The organism is Candidatus Vicinibacter proximus (assembly GCA_016713905.1).
Lineage (GTDB): Bacteria > Bacteroidota > Bacteroidia > Chitinophagales > Saprospiraceae > Vicinibacter > Vicinibacter proximus.
On sequence record JADJOE010000003.1, the window covers coordinates 1,298,899 to 1,317,688 of the forward strand.

An 18,790-nucleotide genomic window follows, 5' to 3' on the forward strand; every position below is an offset into this window, starting at 1 on the left:
TCTACAAAACATGTTGCGGATAAAATCTTTCAAACATTTTTTCAAGCACAACTCTTGCCGACTCAGGCAAAGGAGTGCCAGGACCAAAAATTGCCGAAACACCTTGCCGGTATAAAAAATCGTAATCCTTTTCCGGAATAACTCCTCCAACGACAACAAGTATATCTTCTCTTCCCAGCTCTTTTAATTTTTGAATCGCTTTTGGAACAAGCGTTTTATGACCAGCAGCCAGAGAAGAAATGCCAAGCACATGAACATCGTTATCAAAAGCTTGAAAAGCAGCTTCTTCAGGGGTTTGAAATAATGGCGCTATATCTACATCAAAACCAAAATCTGAAAAACCAGTAGCAATGATGTGGGCTCCCCTATCATGACCATCTTGTCCTAATTTAGCAATTAAAATACGTGGACGTCTTCCATCTAATTTCGAGAACAAATCGGAAAGCATTTTAACTTTCTTGGTTGCTTCAGAATTACCCATGGTTTTATTATAAACACCAGATACAAATTTATAATTTGCCTGATATCTCCCAAAAACTATTTCCAATGCATAACTAATTTCTCCCAAAGTTGCTCTTTCTCGCGCTGCATCTATTGCCAGTTGCAAAATATTTTCAGATTTATCTTTTGCTGCACTAGTCAATCTGGACAGACATTGATCAACTTTTATCTGATTCCTTGTAGATTTTATTTCTGCCAGGCGATTAATTTGCTCTTGCCTTACCGAAACATTATCTACTTCAAGGAGATCAAAACTTAGAGAAGAATTTGAGCGGAAGACATTGACCCCTATAATTTGATCTGTTCCTGAATCAATTTTTGCTTGTTTCTTTGTGGCAGCCTCTTCAATTCCCAATTTTGGTAAGCCCATTTCAATTGCCTTAACCATTCCCCCATGGGATTCAATATCCTTAATGTGGCTTTTGGTCTTTTCGATTAACTCTGAAGTTAATTCTTCCAAATAATATGATCCTCCAAAAGGGTCTACAGATTTGGTTACCCCAGACTCATTCATGATGTATAATTGTGTGTCACGGGCAATCTTTGCAGAAAAATCTGTTGGCAATGCGATTGCTTCATCCAAAGCATTTGTATGAAGTGATTGTGTTCCACCTATAACTGCAGCCATTGCCTCGATTGCTGTGCGTGTAATATTATTATATGGCTCTTGTTCTGTCAAACTCCACCCTGAAGTCTGGCAATGGGTTCTTAAAGCCAAAGATTTGGGATTTTGAGGATTGAATTTCTGCACCAATTCAGCCCAGACAACACGTGCTGCCCTCATTTTTGCAACTTCCATAAAAAAATTCATTCCTATCCCCCAGAAAAAAGAAATTCTGGGTGCAAAATTGTCAATATTCAGTCCTGCATCAATTCCGGCTTTTATATACTCCACCCCATTGGATAAAGTGTATGCTAATTCCAGGTCTGCAGGAGCTCCTGCCTCGTGCATGTGGTAACCACTCACACTAATACAGTTGAATTTTGGCATGTGCTTAGAGCAATAAGCAAAAATGTCAGAGATCAGTCTCATGGATGGTTCTGGAGGATATATATATGTGTTCCTCACCATAAATTCTTTCAAAATATCATTCTGAATGGTTCCAGAAAGTTTGGATGGAATTACTCCTTGTTCCTCTGCAGCAATTATATAAAATGCAAGAATAGGAATCACTGCTCCATTCATTGTCATGGAGACTGAAATTTCATCGAGTGGAATCCTATTGAAAAGAATTTTCATATCCTCAACTGAATCTATGGCTACTCCGGCTTTTCCAACATCTCCTTCCACACGAGGATGATCAGAATCATATCCACGATGTGTGGCAAGATCAAATGCAACAGACAACCCTTTCTGGCCCTGGGCTAGATTTTTTAGATAAAATGCATTACTGTCATGAGCATTGGAAAATCCTGCATACTGCCGAATGGTCCATGGCTGTGATACATACATTGAGGCGTAAGGACCTCTCATAAATGGAGGGACTCCTGATACAAATCCTTCCAGGTCTTTTACCTTCCCAGAATGAAAATACTCCTCATCAATTTCGATGCCCTCTGGGCTTACCCATTTCATGTTAGACATAAAATTTAATAATTAAGGATTTAATTAAATTATTATAACCATCTCCTATTTTGAACCCAATGATCGCCATTATCTTCATATGTATTGGTTCTACTTTTTTCTTTAAGATATGCGTACAATCCAATTATACAGGCTGCTTCCTCTTCGAGCGAATGAGATTTATAATTTAGGAATTCTTCGTAATGAGCGCCAACAAAACCGGTATCAAAATTTCCTTTTCTAAAATCCTGGTGATTTAAAACAAATTCACAAAATGACAATGTTGTTTCAACTCCCTTAATTCTATATTTAGCAATAGCATCCAACAATTTATTAATGGCATCCATTCTGTCTTTTCCATGGACAATAAGTTTCCCTATCATAGGATCATAATGTATTGGAATTTCCATTCCCTTGGAATAACTATCATCAACCCGAATATGTGCCCCAACAGGTGGATCATATTCCTCTAAAGTTCCAATGCTTGGAAAAAATTGATTCTTTGGATCTTCTGCACAAACCCTTACTTCCATAGCGTGTCCATTTATAGATAAGGCGTCTTGGGAAATACCTAATGGCAGTCCTTCTGCAACTTTGATTTGCAGTTCTACTAAGTCAAGTCCAGTGATCATTTCGGTCACTGGATGTTCAACCTGCAATCTGGTATTCATTTCCAGGAAATAATAATTCAAGGAATCGTCAACTAAAAATTCGACAGTACCTGCACCAACATATCCGCATGACAATGCCAGTTTTACGGCATCTTCTCCCATTCTCTTTCTTATGACCTCATTTAAACAGGATGATGGCGCTTCCTCTACTAATTTCTGATGTCTTCGTTGAACACTGCATTCCCTTTCGAATAAATATAATCCATTGCCATGCTTATCACAAAATATCTGAATCTCAATATGTCTAGGCCTATGAACAAATTTCTCAATAAAAACTGCTCCGTCTCCAAATGAAGCCAAAGCTTCACTTGATGCCTGACGCATTTGTTCTTCCAATTCATTCTCCTGATTAACCAAACGCATACCTTTCCCTCCTCCACCGGCACTGGCTTTAATCAATAAAGGGAATCCAGTTTCTAATGCAATCTGCTTTGCCTCCGCAAGAGTTGAAATGGCGGTATCCGTTCCTGGCACAAGTGGGACACCAATTCTGGTAGCAGTTTGCTTAGCCGCAATTTTGGATCCCATTTGAATCATCGCGGAAGCTGGTGGCCCAATAAATATCATACCTTTCTGATGGACGAGGTCCGCAAAATCTGAATTTTCACTTAAAAATCCATACCCAGGATGGATGGCATCACAATTAGTATTTATTGCGGCCTCTATTATTTTATCCATCCTTAAATACGACTCTCTGGATGGAGAAGGTCCAATATAAATCGCTTCATCCGCAAATAATACATGAGGAGCAATTTTGTCTGCATCACTATATACGGCAACGGTAACAATGCCCATTTTTCTTGCAGTTCGCATAATGCGTAATGCAATCTCACCTCTATTAGCTATTAATAGTTTCTTAATCATTGAATTAAATTTCAAATGGACATCAATTTTTTATGAACAAAAGATTGAATATTTTATTGGATAAATCTTCAATGTAATATGAACCACCTAAAGGGTCCCATACTAAATTCATTTTTGCCTCCTGCTTAAGAATATGCTGCTGATGCAATGCTAGTTTTAACCAAAATTCACTATTTTCTGAATGAAATGAATCAGCTGGTTTGACCCAGATTGCATCCGCATTTGCCAAACTGGCTGACAAACTTGTTAAAGACAAATGGATAAGATTTGAATTCAGATCTGTATAATTTTTCTTATCAACAAAACTTAAATAATAAACAGGATCAATAAAATTAAAAGACTTTAAAACTTCCTTTAATGCCCTGAATGATGAAATATTTGTTAAAAAATCATTATCAAAATCAACCTTAACGACAACTTTTAATGGTTTTGAGAAATTAAAATTAATCAAATTTTCATGAAGATTATTTAGATTTACTTGCCATTTTTCGGTTTCATAAACACCAAAATTAAAACAGTACAAAAGGGTTTCATTCTGTAGTAAATCCTGTTCATTTTTGCTTTTTGCCGTCTTCAATAAATGATCAATACAAATTTCCAATTTTATTAAATGGTTCGAAAAATAGTTAGTGTTAATTTCATTTTTTATTTTCACTACATCCTCTATAATCATATCATCCCAACTGATAAATATGTCAACAACATCTGTCAAAACATTAATTAATTGAACTTTTATTGAATCTAAACTTGGTTTATTTTTAAAATGCAACCTTATTTGTTCCACACCATGTTCAAGACTCAAGGGTATTAACGGATTCTGAGTGGAGTAATCTGAAATTTCCAATAAGCACGAAATTTTCCAATCTGCGCTTCCATTTTTTAGTCTCTCAAAACCTTGATAATCTCTTAAATCATCCTGATGCGCAAAAGATAAACCTTTTATTTGTGGGTCAACCAAGTGGGTACTCTCAATCCCCTTATCCAAGGAGAAGGATTCCATCCATTCACTTTTAGAATATTTCTTAAAACCAGTCATTTAAAAATTAATTTTCAAAAGCAACAAGAATTTGGCCCTTTTCAACTTTATCACCTTTTAAAACACTTACTGACTTAATCACTCCATCATGGTGTGCTTTAAGTACATTCTCCATTTTCATAGCTTCCAGTGTTACCAAACTATCCCCCTTTTTAACTTCTTGTTGAGGCACAACTAAAACATTCAATACTAAGCCAGGCATTGGCGCCCTCAATATGTCATCTATTTTCTTTTGACTGATTCTTAACCCAATGGAATCTATTAACAATTTTAATTCATCCTCTATTGTAAGCTCATGTACAATTCCATTAATTTTAAGCTCAACCTTACCATTTACTAGATCAATAAGATTTACTTTTGCCTGAAGTGATAAATTTTTATACACTAAGTGGTATCGGTCCACGGCAATTTCTGTAACCTCATATGCATGGAGTTGATCCTCAGTTAAACTAAATGAACCATTTTTTGATTTGATTTGAAATAATCCCATAAACTTAAGACTTGCTAGAAAAATCCATGTAAAGCTACAAAAAAGCTTAAAAATCAGGAGTTTGACCTGAGAGATACCTTTGGAAAAGAGACTCAGCTATTGCGAGACTTGCTGTTGCTCCTGGCGAAGGAGAATTTAATAGATGAAGGCAATTGATATTTTCAGATATAATAAAATCATCATTTATATAACCCTGATTATCTACTACTAATGCTCTTATTCCTGATTCAATTTTACTCAAATCTTCTTTTTTTACATCAATTCCAAAAGCACAACCTTCTTTTGCAAATTTTGCTTTATTTACAAAGAGAATCATTTCCTTCAATCCCGTACGCCAATATCTTAGGATAAATTTCCAAAAACCAGGAAAGTTGATAATCGCATTGAGATCACTCATATTAATGCTGCGGTGTTTATAATCACTACGATTGAGAGAAAGGGTCGCACTTGGTCCGAGCGAGATAGTTCCGTCGACATGACGGGTAAAGTGAATCCCTAAAAATGGAAACTCAGGATCAGGAATTGGGTACAGCAAGCAATTAATTTTTTTAAAAGATTCCTTTTTTAACGCATAATAATCTCCTTTAAACGGAATTATTCTAAACTTATTTATCAAATTTTGATCAGGTATCAGGCGATCAGCTTGTAATCCTGCACAACTTATTAAATAATTACACTTATAAACACTATTCCCAGCAGTTACGGTCCAATCTTGATTTGAACCAAGTTTTAAACTATTTACATTTTGTCCAAGAAGAATTTTTCCTCCCAGCTCTTTCACATCTTTTTCTAAACTACGAGCAACATCCTTATAACTAACTATTCCAGTATAAGGCACCCACAAACTTCTGAGCGATTTGAGTCCGGGTTGCAGCTCAGATGCCTCCACATCTGTTAAAATTTCAACCTTATCCAAGCCCACTTTTCTGCCATTCTCAAATAGCTTATTTAAGGGAACTAGTTCCTTTTCTTCCTTTGCTACAATTAATTTGCCACACAGTTCATGAGAAATTTGCTTTTCATTAAGATAATCCAACATTAAAGAATAGCCTCTGAGACAATTCTTTGATCTCAAAGAATCCGGCTGATAATAAATACCTGAGTGAATAACTCCGCTGTTGTGTCCGGTTTGATGAGTACCTATCTGATCCTCTGCTTCCAGTACAAGGACTCTAACATTTCTGAGTTTTACTAAAAACTCCCTTGCAGTTGCCAAACCAATTATCCCAGCCCCAATTATTATAAAATCATATGTCAAATCAGAGTGCAAAACAAATTAAATATGTTGTGATCTAAAATCTAAATTTTAAAATCAAGGTCTTTTATACTCAATTGAATCCGCTTCCTTTCATAATCAACTAAAATAACCTTAACTAAAATTTTTTGCCTTAAACTTAATATTTTTAATGGATCCTCAATAAATTTAGCACTCATCTCAGAGACATGAATCAAACCTGATTCTTTAATACCTATGTCTATAAATGCACCAAACTTTGTAATATTTAAAACAATTCCAGGTAAAATCATTCCTTGAACTATATCATTAATGGTTTTGACTGTGGGATCAAAAGAAAACAGTTTGATCTCTCCTCTCGGGTCTAGGCCAGGCTTGGAAATATCGTTTATAATATCCTTGAGCGTATCAAGATTTGTGCTATCTGATATAAATTTTGTCAAATCAATTTTTTGAATAAAATTTTTAGAGGAAATTAATTCTTCCAAAGTGTGATTCACAGATACCGCCATTGCATCCACCAATTCGTATCGTTCCGGATGAACTCCAGTATTATCAAGTGGATACTTACCATCTCTTACTCTCAAAAATCCAGCACTGTGTTCAAAAGCCTTTTGTCCAAAGCGTGGAACATTAAGCAATTCACCTTTTGTTTTGAACTCATAATTCTTGTCACGATATTCAACTATATTCTTAGCTAAGGTTGGGCCTATTCCGCTAACAAAAGATAAAAGCTGAACAGAAGCGGTATTTACTTGTACCCCAACTGCATTTACACAACTTATAATTTCTTGATCTAATCGATCCTTTAAGATCTTTTGATTAACATCATGTTGATATTGGCCTACACCTATTGATTTTGGGTCTATTTTGATTAACTCAGACAATGGATCCATTAATCTTCTCCCAATTGATATTGCCCCTCTAAATGTCAGATCCAGTTCAGGAAACTCAGATCCCGCCAATTCAGATGCAGAATATATGGATGCCCCACTTTCACTAACCACATGAACATTAACATTACTGGATTCCAATATTTCTGACAACCATGCGCTAACTTCCCTTCCTCCAGTTCCATCACCAATTGCTATATCCAAAATTTTATAAGAATTTATTGCAGACATTAATTTTTCCTTGGAGACAGACTTTTCAAGAACCGGTTCCAAAGGAAAAATTACAAAATGATTTAACAAATTCCCTGTTTCATCAATACACACAACTTTACAGCCTGATCTAAATCCTGGATCTATCGCTAAAATTCTTTTGCTTCCCAGGGGAGCTTCTAAAAGAATTTGCCTGAGATTGTTTCCAAAAACATCAATTGCTGCTACATCTGACTTTTCCTTTAATCGATGATTAACTTGTAAAACCAATGATGGGAAAAGCATTTTGCTCCATGCTTCTTCTACAGCTGATTTCATTATTTGACTCAGCTTACTCGATCCATCATTAAAATACTTACGTTCAATAATTTCAATGAAGTCGATTTCATTCAATTCTACATCCACTTTTAGTAATTTTTCTTCTTCACCTCTTCTTATAGCCAGGTAACGATGAGAAGGAATCTTCTTTACTAATTCATGATACTTAAAATAGTCTTTAAATTTTTGTGCTTGATTTTCTTTACCCTTTGAAAGTTTAGAGACAAGTATACCTTCGTTCCATATCCTGTTCCTCAATCTAAGCCTTAATTCATCGTCCCTGTTAATAATATCAGATATAATATGCTTAATGCCTTCCAGTGCATCGATTTTTGATTGGTAAGGAGTTGGGATAAATGGAATCAATTCAGCATCTAAATTAAGTTTAACCTTTTGGATAATTCTCATGGCTATTGGTTCAAGCCCATTCTCTATAGCGATATCTGCCTTGGTTTTCCTTCGCTTCTTAAAAGGTAAATACAGATCTTCCAAGGTTAGCATATCCTTAGCCTCCAAAATTTTTCCCTTTAATTCACTGGTTAGAACTCCTTGTTCGTTAAGTGTATCTAAAATGAAATTTTTCCGATTCCATAAATCCTCAAAAAGATCGGAGGTACTTTTAATTAGTCTTATCTGATGTTCATCTAAAGATTGGGTTCTTTCTTTTCGGTATCTTGCAATAAATGGAATACTTGCGCCCTCCTTCAACAAATCTAGTGTGCTTTTTATTTGTCTGGGAGTCAAACCCGTATGTAAAACAATTTGCTCAAAAACGGATTCCATCATATTGGCAATTTTCAAATCATAAAATTTTCTTGACCCCTGCGGATTGAGGCAATATTGCAATTTCATCAATCCTTTTAAATTCTTGTATCCAATTTAGTCCAGGACTTTTGTGTATTTCAAAACTTCCAAAACAATCATCCATTTTCAAAGCTCGGGCACCATTTATGGTTGCCCATGAAAATATAGATTGAAGAGGTATCCATTGGTTATATTTATGTATTGTCTTAATCTCATCAAGAATCGACAGGCTCCAGTTTGATGAAAGCGAATCAGTTCCTATGCACATTGTTGAACCCGTTTCAATAAAATATTTATAGTCAGGCAGATTATTTTCAATATATAGGTTAGCATTCGGACAGGTTACAAAATATATTTGAGAAATTCTGTTCTTAGCCTCTATTATATCATCTAAACCCATCATTGTGTTGTGTACAAGAAGAACATTATGTTTTAGATCAAGATGACTTAAGGTGTAATGAATAGATGTTTTACCGGTAGGGAGAAAAGTATCCAAATTAAAACCAAAATGTTGGTAAAAATCTAAAAATCCCCCCTGCTTACTAAGAAACAAAAGGTCCTCATCCATTACTTCCTGATTGTGGATACTTATTACAGTTGGATCGCAATTCTGATGATTGATCAATTTAAATAATTGAGGAGTCACAGAATATGGCGCATGAGGTACCATTGATTTAGGTAGATTTCCATATTTTTTAAAAGTCTCAAGATAACCATTAAAAAAAAAGTTGGTCAAATGCTCTTGCATGAAATCAAAAGACTCTATGAAATTAAAATATTTTATTCTACTCTCTGATTTACATACAATGGTATCAGGCTTATTAGAAATGTCCCCTACAGCCACGATGCCCAATTCATACATTTGAGCGTCAGCATTTCTTATTGCTACCTGGATCTCTTCTTCAGAAGTTTCTCTTAGACCCACCACATTTTTTAGAAATGGAAGCAATCCAATTCCAGAACCAACTTTATTGCGGAGATGAGATAACTCAAGATGACAATGCGCGTTAACAAATCCAGGAACTAGCAATCCCGGATAATAATTGAATTCACTTTTATCAAAACTACCAATAGGGCATATCTTTACGATCTCTGATTTATCATTAAATATTAATCCTGTTTGTTTTAAAAACTCAAAGCCATTAAAAATATGGTCACTATATACTTTTAGCATAAAACTTGAAAATTATTAAAAACTATAAGTTCTGGACTATAATACCGTTTCGGATCCGTGGTTCAAACCAAGTACTTTTAGGAGGCAAAATCTTTCCGGTATCCGCTGTTTTTACAAAATCACGTGATTTCACAGGAAAAAAGCTGAAGCCGATAAGCTGCTCATTTTCTTTTAGACTTTTTACTATTGGCTTTACCCCTTTTATCCCTTCAACATATTGAATTCTTGGGTCAGATCTAACTTCCAGCACTTTAAAAATCTTTGTTAATACATAATCATTAAACAAGTCAATATCATAAACTATATGATTTGACTTCCTATTTTGTGCAACAATTTTTTTATTCCAGGTTACAGAATAATGACCCTTGGAAGTATACAAAATAAACTCATGCTTTTTCATTGGGAGCCTGATACTTCTTAACTTTTTAACATCCGACCAAGTCCTTAGTTTTTTCAACAATATAGAAATCTCGTCAATATGAGATAAAGAAAACATTCGGTTGTATGACATGATGCTCAATTCATCCAAATCGAATAATGCACAAAGAATATAATTTAATCCATGATTTTTTAATTCTGGCTTTTCATCCAAAATATAGCTTACCGCAGCCATACGGTGATGTCCATCAGCTATATATGATTTTTTAACGTGCTTATCGAATAGTTTTTGAAAAGACTTTATTTCACTTTCATTGGTGATTGCATATAATTCATGGGTTTGCTTGTCCTTAGTAAATTCCAGTGCAAACTTTGGTTTTCGATTATGAAACCCATTTTTTATCAGTTTACTTAACTCGGGATTAGATTTATAGGTGAGCAGTACAGGTTTTATAATCGCATTGCGTTCCAAGGTTAATTTAACTATATTCTCTTCCTGCTTTAATAAGGTGTTTTCGTGTTTCTTAATATTTCCCTTCAGATAATCCTCTATATCTACCCCAGCGAGAATTCCATGAAATACACGTTTTTTTGTTTTAATCTTATATAAGAAAATAGTACTTTTCTTACCCTGTAAAAAAATTCCTTCCTCATTTTTTTGAGGAAAATTTTCCTTTATAGTATCAAAAAATGCATCGGAATTTTCTACTCTCTCTAGATCTGGAAATAAGTATTTTATGGGTTTTATTTGCACAATAATTTTTTGGAGGCATTTAAATTACAGCAATCTATCACTCAATCACATGTTTATTTATTGCCTTTATAAAATGGCAACTTAACTACTTCTGCTTTTAGGTTTTTTGAACCGACTGATACATATACGATACTTCCTTCTTTGGATAATTCTGTTGGAACATAACAAAGTCCTATAGAACAATTCAAAGTAGGCGATGAAGTGCCAGAAGTAACCACGCCAATTTCCTTTCCTCCCTCATCAACAACAGCATAGCCATGTCTAGGCACTCTTCTGTCCTCCAATTTGATAGCTACCAACTTCTTTTTTATACCATTTGCCTTGAGTTCTAGCATTAAATCTCTGCCAATAAATTCTCCTTTATTCAATTTTGTGATCCAGCCTAAGCCTGCTTCTAAAGGAGATGTAGTATCATCGATGTCATTTCCATATAAGCAAAATCCCATTTCTAACCTCAATGTATCCCGCGCACCTAAACCAATTGGTAAAAGTCCTTTTGGTTTACCAATTTTAAATACTTCATTCCATATATGGGCTATCTTTTCGTTTTCTGCATAAATTTCAAACCCTCCACTCCCCGTATATCCAGTCGCTGATATTAAAACATTGTCAACTCCTGCAAATGATCCCTTTTTAAAAGAATAATATGGTATAGATGCTAAGTTTACCTCCGTAAGTTCCTGCAATAATCCGACTACTCCAGGTCCTTGAATAGCAAGAAGACCTGTAATATCTGAAATATTTATTATCCTGGTATCAAATGAATTATGACTATTAATCCAATCCCAATCTTTTTGAATATTGGATGCATTAACAACCAACATATAGGCCTTTTCACCTTCAGCACATTGGTCTTCCGCTAGACGGTAAACCAATAAATCATCCACTATGCCCCCAGTTAAATTAGGCATGCATGAATATTGTGCTTCTCCAATTTCAAGTTTGGAGACATCATTAGAGGTTACTTTTTGTATCAAATCAAAAGCTTGCTTACCTTTCACGATGAATTCACCCATATGAGACACATCAAACATTCCGGCAAAATTCCTTACAGCATCATGTTCCTCTTTGATTCCTGAATAAGAAATTGGCATATTATAACCAGCGAATTCAGCCATTTTTGCTCCCAAAGCAATGTGCGTATCAGTCAGTGCAGTATTTTTCATATATTAGTTTTGGTTAATTAAGTCTTCAATTTTACGGACAGGATTTTATCTCCAACATTAATTATATTTAAGACATCAACTCCTCTGGTCATTTTTCCAAAAATTGTATATCGTCCATCTAAATGCGGTGCTGGAGAAAAGCTAATAAAAAACTGACTACATTCCGTATCCGCACCTGAACTAGCCATTCCCAAAATTCCATCTTCGTGAAAATTTAATAATTTGGAAGATTCTGTCCGAATAGAATAATCTAGACTTCCATACCCATCCCCCCTTGGGCATCCAGCCTGGATCACAAAGTTCGGAACAACACGATGGATAATTTTATCTTTAAAAAAATCTTTCTGAATCAGATCCATGAAATTGGCAACTGTACCAGGGGCAAATTTTGGATACAATTCTAACTCACAAACACCTTTATCTGTCTCTAATTCCACTTTTATTGTATCCGTCTTTCCTTCCAGTAATTTCCAGTTGATAGGATGATTAAAATCCGGATTTTTTGTATTTGCTGCTCTTTTACCACTTTTTGCCAGAAACTTTTCTAAGTCATTGTAAGTTTCAATATCTCTTGGGAGAGACAAAAGTTTCATAGCTTCTTTAAATGAGGAATCAGGCTTAAAGTAATATTTCAACATTCCGGATTCTTGTTGAAATTGCTCTGCCATAATAGAAATGCTACCCACATCAGATTTTGTCACCAACTCATGAAGATGTGCTGAAATCATTTTGTAGATAGGATTTTTTGCCCCTCTGTAAATCGATGAAAAAGATGATTGTCTGAGGCTTTTGAATATAGCTTCAGTGGTGGTTGTCTTAATGATTGCATCCTTACTTTGTTCTGCTGTTCGGATGAAGTAAGGAATTTCCTTAGGATCTCGCCACAAGCATTTAAGATAAGCTGATTTTTCATATGGATTTCTTGATGCTGTCACCAATCCTTTAATCTGATATTTTAACGATTCATGAGTTAACTTTTTATAAGGGGGTACAATTCTTAAAAGTGCGTCATACACAATGCTCTTAACTTGCCAGGACAGACCACCTTGTCGAAGTATATTTCCAAGTGCTTCTTCATGAGTCTCATTGCCATTTTCTAAAAAATATTGTGCTCCTAAACTCGCAACATGTATCGATGGATTTTGAATAGCTTTTAATGCAAGGCCAAAAGCATTTCCTGATTTAAAGTTTTGAAGACCTTTGACAATATTTACTTGAATCCTTTGATCTAAACCCCTCCTGTACAATTCCTCCAACTCTGTCAAAGCTGCTTGATTTCCTACCCGAGCTAATGCTGTAACCAAACACATTCTAACATTGGGATTTTTTTCTTCATAACAAGCCGTTTTAAGCAAATCAAAATAAGGTTTAGATTCAATTTCTTTAAAACGTTGGAGACAATGTGCTGCCATTAATCTGGCTTCATCTGTATATTTTCTTTGGGTGGCATATTCAACCAGTCTGGGAAAAGATTCTAAACAAAATTTTCCTCTCAATCCAAATCTATAAATTGCCAAGATTTGTCCAAGTAAATAAGCGGTGTCTTTAGGTTGATATGATTTCACATTACAAATCATTCTTAAAGTTGAATCCCCTCCACATTTACCTAAGGCCTCAAGAATCATCCTATTTGTCTTGAGAAACTGGCCACTCGAATCCACAGGAATGAAAGCTTTTATTAATTCCTGCTCAGCTGACTGGTGACCAATTTGTCCTAAGGACCATACAGCAGCTTGTCTGACTTCCTGAATGGGATCCGACAATAGTCCTATTAAAGCATTGACGACAGTTGAATCCTTGAAAGATCCAAAAGATTCCGCAGAAAGCAGTCTGTATTTACCATGTTCACTGTTCAAAAATAATTTGAGTGAATCTGAATTTCTTCTATCCCTAGCTTCGAAAATTTGGTGAACTATTGGATCTGAGAGAGAATAATCCAAGGATGAAGAAATGTTTTCAATCGGGGGAAAACACGAATTCAAGGAGCATACCAGCAATGCGTAACCTAGAATTCTAATCTTCATCATATTTATCTATCAATTGGCTTTTGGCCAAGATCATTTTCCTAAGAAAGTTGAAATCTCAAATAATTTACACAATTAAGAAATGAATCATAATGTATAAATCATTGCATGACTTATTCTTCAATTATACGCTCTTCGTTGTCCTCTTCTTCAAATTGAGAACTTGGCCTGGCATCTTCATTTTGAACCGGAGCTTCTCGTTCTTTAGCTTTTACGCTTTTAGTAGCATGAGGAACCAATAGTAACCTTTGTTTATCAATCAACTCTCCGGTAACTGAGCAAATACCGTAAGACTTATTTTTAATCCTCACCAATGCCAATTCCAGATTTTGAACAAATTGACGTTGCCTTTCTGCCATTTTAGTCAAAAATTCGATTTCTGTGTGAATGGAACTGTCATCAAACCAATCGCCCCCTTGTTCGTCGGCCATATTCTCCCTCATTTCCATTATCTGTTGTTCGATACCTTGTAACTCGGATTTGGCACTCACTAATTTTTCATCAATCAGGGCCTTGAACTCTTCCAACTCTTCATCAGAATATCTGGTCTTCATATGTTTAAATTTGCCCGCAAAATTAAGTAGAACTCCAGTCTTAATTGCTTTTTTAAGAGAATTAATAACATTAAATTATTATTATATATATAAAATAAAATATTATCAGTTAGTTATAATATGAATAAACAAAACAGATGAATACAAAAACAAAATTGTATTGATTTCATTGTTAGTCTTTTAAGAATAATTCTGATATGGTTATACCATTGGCTTAAGTTTTTCCAACATTTCCATTGTCATGGATTCAAGGTTGTATTTAGGCTGCCAATCCCAATCCTTTCTGGCTAAAGAATCGTCAATCGATTCTGCCCAGGATTCTGCTATATTCTGGCGGAAGTCGGGTTTGTATTCGATCTCAAATTCAGGTATCCTCTTCCTTATTTCTGCAGCTATTTCTCCCGGAGTAAAATCCATTCCTACCAGATTATATCCTGATCGAAGACTCAACTTGTCCCCATCCGCTTCCATCAATTCGATCGTAGCGCGGATTGCATCATCCATATAAATCATTGGTAGTCTCGTATTTTCTTTTAAAAAACAACAATATTTACCTGAGCTTAATGCTTCATGGAAAATTTCAACTGCATAATCAGTTGTTCCTCCTTCCGGAAGTGATTGCCAACCTATAACACCTGGATACCTGATTGACCTAACATCTAGGCCAAATCTATTGTGATAATATGCACACCACATTTCACCAGCAATTTTACTGATTCCGTATACCGTTGTGGGCATAAAACTGGAATATTGAGGAGTATTTTGCTTTGGGGTGCTAGGTCCATAAATGGCTATTGAACTAGGAAAAAATATTCTCTCCAATTTCTTTTCAACGCCAATATCCAAAACATTTAAAAGTCCTTGCATATTGATTTCCCAGGTAATGGCAGGTTTCTTTTCACCACTTGCTGAAAGTATTGCAGCAAGATGATAAATCTGGTTGATCTCATATTCATCCACCACTTGAGCTATTCGGTCCTTATTCAAAACATCAATATGGACGAAATTTTGTTGCTTCTCTTTTGGTTCCCGGACATCCGAAGTAATTACATTGTCTGATCCATACTTATCCATAAGCGCTTTGGCCAATACAGTGCCAATTTGCCCATTTGATCCCAGCATTAGAATTTTAACCATACTCTGGAAAATTTAGTTTTTAAAGTCACAAACATAAAAAAAACCATATGTAATTTAACAAAATCACATATGGTTCTTATAATTGTAGAAAATCGTAATTATTTAAGCTTAAATGTACTGGTACCTACCAGAAAGCCCTTATTGTAAATTTCTACTTGATAGACTCCTTTTTGGAAGGCCCCGGAATTTTCATATTTTCCGCATACCTCCTGAACATCATTCTTGTAATTTACATTTGCTTTTGCACTAAACTTAACCTGTTCTCCAGTCGCTTCATTTTTAATTATCCCTGAACCAGAAGATTCTATGGTTTGTGTTTCACCAATCGGATTTATAATTCTTATGTAGAAAGTTTCATTTCCAGCATCCGCATTCACATTATTGGTAGTTTTAAAACATACCTCAACGAAGTCTACATCCTTAGCCTTAGATTTTGAGGAAGGCTTTTTTCCTTCTCTATTTTGGTAACCTTCAGCCGATATCTTTGTAACTGCAATGGATGCAGCCCTATTTACCTTGCGGCTTAAATTCTCTCTTTCTTTACTGAGAGATTCTTTATCTGACATCAATGAATTCTTTGCTTCTGCCAGTTGCTGATTTTCTGCACTTTTGGTTTGGAGGTCTTTTGATAAATTTTCCTTTTCCTCAGTTAAGTTTTGGTTTGAGGCTGTTAATGATTGGTTAGCCTCCTTTAATTTATTTATTTCGGCAACATATTCCGTTAGTTTAGCCTTCATCCCTTCCATTTCCTTTCTAGCAACTCTCAAGTTTTTACTGTCCCCCAATAAAAGGGTTATTTTTTCTTTCTGAAGCCTTAGTTCTTCCTTTTGAACTTCAATACTTTTGTTCAGTTCTTCATTGTCTGTTTTCATGGTATTGAGCTCTGCTACAGATTCCTGGTATTGTTTTTCAAGTTCCACTTTGGCTTTGTCCAGCTCAACAATTTCTGTTTCTTTGGCCAAATTATCCTTTTGAAGTCCCCTGTTATTAACAAATTGATATACATTAGCCCCAAAAAGGGCTAAAATTGCCACTAGTACAGCAGCTTTTAAATTTTGATTTGATCTGTTATCTGTCATAATATCCTATTGGTTAAGACGTAAATTTACCTATTAATGAAAAAACAATCAAAATTATTGTCAATAAATTATTAAACACACTAAATCAATACATTATGGAAACCAGAAAAATACTTTTTTTAGACATCGAAACGGTGAGTTCAGTAGCTTCATTCGACCAGTTGAGCCCCGAGTGGCAGGATTTATGGATCTCAAAATCAAGGTATTACCTAAACTCAGAACCACAAAAGTCCCCATCTGAGATTTACCAAGAAAAGGCTGCAATCTTTTCAGAATTTGGCAAAATAGTTTGTATTAGCATCGGCTTTTTCAACGATGAAGACTTTCGGGTTAAAAGTTTTTTTGGATCAGAAGAGCTTATAATTTTAAAGCAATTTTTTGAATTGGTCAATAATCACTTCAATCATCCTGAACATGCAGGATTTTGTGGACACAACATTAAAGAATTTGATATTCCATACATCTGCAGAAGAGCAATCATTAATGGTTTGAATCTTCCCACAAGTTTTCATTTACACAATAAAAAACCATGGGAAATTCAGCATATTGTAGATACAATGGAAATGTGGAAGTTTGGCGATTACAAGCATTTTACTTCCCTTGACCTCCTGGCATCCTGCCTTCAATTGCCAACCTCAAAATCAGATATTAGCGGTAAAGATGTAGGAAGAGTCTACTGGGAAGAAAATGATTTAATTCGCATCTCAAATTACTGTATGAAAGACGTTATTCTAACTGCAAGAGTCTTTTTAAAATTAAAATCAGGGAATCGTTTGGATGATGAAAATATAATATTTATTAAAGACTAATCCCCTTAATTGGACATCATCCTTCATGTGTAATTTAGTCTGAGGCTCACTTCCTGTTTCCCATAAAACGCAGTTATACAATTACATTAAACATATAAATTAATTATATATTTAAATGATTTGCTCATACATAATAATTGAATTAACTTTACATCCATACCATAAACCAACCAATTGAGGATGAAGCGATTATATTTAGCACTTGTTTTTCTTGCCATTGCACAGGTATCTATTTCCGCCCAGGATTGCATCGAAACTGTAAATAATAGCCTATCGATAGTTTCCAAACAAAATTTTGGTGGTCCAGATTGTTTGTTTACCATTCGGTTTTGTTTAAAAAAATCTACTGCAGATGCAAAAACCGTAGAATATGCAGTGAACCATACCTATGGGACCATGACCAGGGTAAAAAACATTGAAAACTTTCCTGTGGGAACTGTTTTTTGTGAAGATTTTACTTTTGTCGCTGAGTGTAACTCTACTGCATCTTTTTTAGCAGAGGGGAAAAGACCTAATACCACCACCTGTGGCGTAGTGACGGATTTTTTAATATTGCCAATTAAGTTAGTAGATTTTATTGCTGAGGTTAGCACATCAGGAAGTATTGCACTCAAATGGCAGACTGCTGTAGAAGAAAATACTTCCCATTTTATCGTTCAACAAAGTTCAGACGGCAGAATGTTTAGAGATGCGGGAAAAGTAAGAGCTGCTGGAACATCCGTTGAATTGAAAAATTATTTTTACGAATTATTTCTAACAGATGCACGTGCAATATCCTATTTTCGGTTAAAGATGGTTGATAAAGATGGCACCTTTTCTTACAGTAAAATTGTCAGTTCCAAAAATGATCGATCCAGGAAAATTCGTCTGTTCCCTAACCCTGCTTCAGGTATTTTACATGTTGATCAGCAAGAGGCATTAACCTCCAGCAATTATAAGATTTCAGATTTGAATGGAAGATTTATTCAGTGTAATTTATTGAATAACCAAAAAACCCTTGATGTCAGTCATTTACAACCCGGCGTATACATTATAAGAATTCAAGACGAAATTTTAAAATTCATTAAAGAATAATGTAAATTTAATTTGTTGAGTGTAGTTATTTTTTAGAAAACTTCATTTTTTGCTTT

Annotated in this window: 15 protein-coding genes; 2 read left to right on the forward strand and 13 right to left on the reverse strand. The window is 35.0% G+C overall.

The window, feature by feature from the left end:
- Nucleotide 1: 1 nt before the first annotated feature.
- The 13 genes from scpA to IPJ83_13805 form a co-directional block, all read right to left on the reverse strand.
- Complete coding sequence (gene scpA / locus IPJ83_13745; GenBank protein MBK7881608.1) at nucleotides 2-2,086, reverse strand: methylmalonyl-CoA mutase; 2,085 nt, start codon at nucleotides 2,084-2,086, stop codon at nucleotides 2-4.
- A 32-nt stretch (nucleotides 2,087-2,118) separates the two neighbouring features.
- Nucleotides 2,119-3,600 (reverse strand): acetyl-CoA carboxylase biotin carboxylase subunit, encoded by a 1,482-nt coding sequence (locus IPJ83_13750; protein ID MBK7881609.1) that lies wholly within the window; start codon nucleotides 3,598-3,600, stop codon nucleotides 2,119-2,121.
- Between the two features lie 22 nt (nucleotides 3,601-3,622).
- On the reverse strand, nucleotides 3,623-4,369 hold the full coding sequence (locus tag IPJ83_13755; GenBank protein MBK7881610.1) for a hypothetical protein: 747 nt from the start codon (nucleotides 4,367-4,369) through the stop codon (nucleotides 3,623-3,625).
- A gap of 274 nt (nucleotides 4,370-4,643) precedes the next feature.
- Entirely contained in the window at nucleotides 4,644-5,126 is a 483-nt protein-coding gene (locus tag IPJ83_13760; protein MBK7881611.1) for an acetyl-CoA carboxylase biotin carboxyl carrier protein subunit, read from the reverse strand.
- Between the two features lie 46 nt (nucleotides 5,127-5,172).
- Nucleotides 5,173-6,396, reverse strand: a complete 1,224-nt coding sequence (gene lhgO, locus IPJ83_13765) for an L-2-hydroxyglutarate oxidase (GenBank protein MBK7881612.1) — start codon at nucleotides 6,394-6,396, stop codon at nucleotides 5,173-5,175.
- 29 nt (nucleotides 6,397-6,425) lie between these two features.
- Complete coding sequence (locus tag IPJ83_13770) at nucleotides 6,426-8,564, reverse strand: helix-hairpin-helix domain-containing protein (protein ID MBK7881613.1); 2,139 nt, start codon at nucleotides 8,562-8,564, stop codon at nucleotides 6,426-6,428.
- A gap of 19 nt (nucleotides 8,565-8,583) precedes the next feature.
- Nucleotides 8,584-9,759, reverse strand: coding sequence for an amidohydrolase family protein (locus tag IPJ83_13775; protein MBK7881614.1), 1,176 nt, complete (start codon nucleotides 9,757-9,759; stop codon nucleotides 8,584-8,586).
- A 22-nt stretch (nucleotides 9,760-9,781) separates the two neighbouring features.
- The gene (locus IPJ83_13780; protein MBK7881615.1) at nucleotides 9,782-10,891 is read right to left on the reverse strand and encodes a DUF1015 domain-containing protein; all 1,110 of its coding nucleotides are present in this window, start codon (nucleotides 10,889-10,891) and stop codon (nucleotides 9,782-9,784) included.
- Nucleotides 10,892-10,944: 53 nt separating this feature from the next.
- A complete protein-coding gene (gene gcvT / locus IPJ83_13785) occupies nucleotides 10,945-12,057 on the reverse strand; it encodes a glycine cleavage system aminomethyltransferase GcvT (protein MBK7881616.1) in 1,113 nt (370 codons plus the stop codon).
- A gap of 17 nt (nucleotides 12,058-12,074) precedes the next feature.
- Nucleotides 12,075-14,084 (reverse strand): peptidylprolyl isomerase, encoded by a 2,010-nt coding sequence (locus IPJ83_13790; GenBank protein ID MBK7881617.1) that lies wholly within the window; start codon nucleotides 14,082-14,084, stop codon nucleotides 12,075-12,077.
- Between the two features lie 110 nt (nucleotides 14,085-14,194).
- Nucleotides 14,195-14,635, reverse strand: coding sequence for a TraR/DksA family transcriptional regulator (locus IPJ83_13795; GenBank protein ID MBK7881618.1), 441 nt, complete (start codon nucleotides 14,633-14,635; stop codon nucleotides 14,195-14,197).
- Between the two features lie 201 nt (nucleotides 14,636-14,836).
- Nucleotides 14,837-15,772, reverse strand: coding sequence for an NAD-dependent epimerase/dehydratase family protein (locus IPJ83_13800; protein MBK7881619.1), 936 nt, complete (start codon nucleotides 15,770-15,772; stop codon nucleotides 14,837-14,839).
- 98 nt (nucleotides 15,773-15,870) lie between these two features.
- Nucleotides 15,871-16,851, reverse strand: coding sequence for a hypothetical protein (locus IPJ83_13805; protein ID MBK7881620.1), 981 nt, complete (start codon nucleotides 16,849-16,851; stop codon nucleotides 15,871-15,873).
- A 95-nt stretch (nucleotides 16,852-16,946) separates the two neighbouring features.
- Between IPJ83_13805 and IPJ83_13810 the strand changes: the two genes are divergently transcribed.
- Both IPJ83_13810 and IPJ83_13815 read left to right on the forward strand, forming a co-directional pair.
- Nucleotides 16,947-17,660: a 3'-5' exonuclease gene (locus IPJ83_13810; protein MBK7881621.1), complete on the forward strand. Its 714-nt coding sequence runs from the start codon at nucleotides 16,947-16,949 to the stop codon at nucleotides 17,658-17,660.
- A gap of 180 nt (nucleotides 17,661-17,840) precedes the next feature.
- Nucleotides 17,841-18,734 carry a T9SS type A sorting domain-containing protein gene (locus tag IPJ83_13815; protein MBK7881622.1) on the forward strand — a complete coding sequence of 298 codons (894 nt, stop codon included), beginning with the start codon at nucleotides 17,841-17,843 and terminating at the stop codon, nucleotides 18,732-18,734.
- The last annotated feature ends 56 nt before the right edge of the window (nucleotides 18,735-18,790 follow it).

What these genes read in the sequence shown, in the direction of transcription:
- scpA (MBK7881608.1), bottom strand. Translation starts at nt 2,086, where the DNA reads ATGTCTAACATGAAATGGGTAAGCCCAGAGGGCATCGAAATTGATGAG.
- IPJ83_13750 (MBK7881609.1), bottom strand. Translation starts at nt 3,600, where the DNA reads ATGATTAAGAAACTATTAATAGCTAATAGAGGTGAGATTGCATTACGC.
- IPJ83_13760 (MBK7881611.1), bottom strand. Translation starts at nt 5,126, where the DNA reads ATGGGATTATTTCAAATCAAATCAAAAAATGGTTCATTTAGTTTAACT.
- IPJ83_13770 (MBK7881613.1), bottom strand. Translation starts at nt 8,564, where the DNA reads ATGGAATCCGTTTTTGAGCAAATTGTTTTACATACGGGTTTGACTCCC.
- IPJ83_13775 (MBK7881614.1), bottom strand. Translation starts at nt 9,759, where the DNA reads ATGCTAAAAGTATATAGTGACCATATTTTTAATGGCTTTGAGTTTTTA.
- gcvT (MBK7881616.1), bottom strand. Translation starts at nt 12,057, where the DNA reads ATGAAAAATACTGCACTGACTGATACGCACATTGCTTTGGGAGCAAAA.
- IPJ83_13790 (MBK7881617.1), bottom strand. Translation starts at nt 14,084, where the DNA reads ATGATGAAGATTAGAATTCTAGGTTACGCATTGCTGGTATGCTCCTTG.
- IPJ83_13795 (MBK7881618.1), bottom strand. Translation starts at nt 14,635, where the DNA reads ATGAAGACCAGATATTCTGATGAAGAGTTGGAAGAGTTCAAGGCCCTG.
- IPJ83_13800 (MBK7881619.1), bottom strand. Translation starts at nt 15,772, where the DNA reads ATGGTTAAAATTCTAATGCTGGGATCAAATGGGCAAATTGGCACTGTA.
- IPJ83_13805 (MBK7881620.1), bottom strand. Translation starts at nt 16,851, where the DNA reads ATGACAGATAACAGATCAAATCAAAATTTAAAAGCTGCTGTACTAGTG.
- IPJ83_13810 (MBK7881621.1), top strand. Translation starts at nt 16,947, where the DNA reads ATGGAAACCAGAAAAATACTTTTTTTAGACATCGAAACGGTGAGTTCA.
- IPJ83_13815 (MBK7881622.1), top strand. Translation starts at nt 17,841, where the DNA reads ATGAAGCGATTATATTTAGCACTTGTTTTTCTTGCCATTGCACAGGTA.